At 40.2% G+C, this 839-nt stretch carries 1 protein-coding gene; it reads right to left on the reverse strand.

Translation table 11 applies throughout. The annotated features are described in order from the left end of the window. Nucleotides 1-258: 258 nt before the first annotated feature. The gene (locus ACTHS3_RS16040; RefSeq protein ID WP_070608546.1) at nt 259-717 is read right to left on the reverse strand and encodes an RrF2 family transcriptional regulator; all 459 of its coding nucleotides are present in this window, start codon (nt 715-717) and stop codon (nt 259-261) included. Between the last annotated feature and the right edge of the window lie 122 nt (nt 718-839).

The following is an 839-nucleotide window of genomic DNA, read 5'->3' on the forward strand; positions in this document are numbered from 1 at the left end:
TTTTACGGTTGCTATGATTATTCTTATTTTGGGTTTTTCTATATTGTCTTATATTCAACATATTTAGTATAAAAAATTAACCTATTAAAAGAAAGTCGTTTATTTAAACTGCAGGGTTTTTTTATAAACCAATGCCGTCTGAAAATCTTAATTTCAGACGGCATTTTTTATTTTTCCGAGTGATACCACATACCTCTATATTGAGAGGCTGATGATTATTTCGATATAGCTGGACTGTTTTTCAGACGGCCTGAAGATTTAATCAACCATTCTGCGTATTTCGTTGATCGGGATACGCGGGGTATAGAGTATGTCGTAGGTTGGTTTGTCCAAAAGATCTTGCAGGGAGTATTGATCTAAATGATTGAAGAAGGCTTTGATGGCGCCGGTAATGATACCGGTCAGTCGGCAGGATGGGGTGATGAGGCATTCGTTGTTATCGCCCATGCATTCGACAACCTGCATCGGCTCAAGATGGCGTACAACTGCACCGATATTGATGTTTTCAGGATTGTCTGCCAAGCGTAAACCGCCGCCTTTGCCGCGCACACTGACCAGAAAACCGCCTTTGACTAATGAGGTAACTACTTTCATCAAATGGCTTTTGGAAATATTGTAAGTCTCGGCAATGGTGCCGATATTGACGAGGGTATCGTCGTTGATGGCGGTATAAACCAATACGCGCAATCCGTAATCGGTATGTTGGGTCAGATACATGGCTGGCTCTTTAGATATTTTTATTATATGTCAAAAGCGTAGTGTTTGGTGAGGGGCTGTTTGACTTTATGTGGGATTGGGTTTCATAATATCTGAAACATTTGAATTAATCCAGTTTGACA

The sequence above is a fragment of the Neisseria sp. P0009.S007 genome (assembly GCF_051962515.1).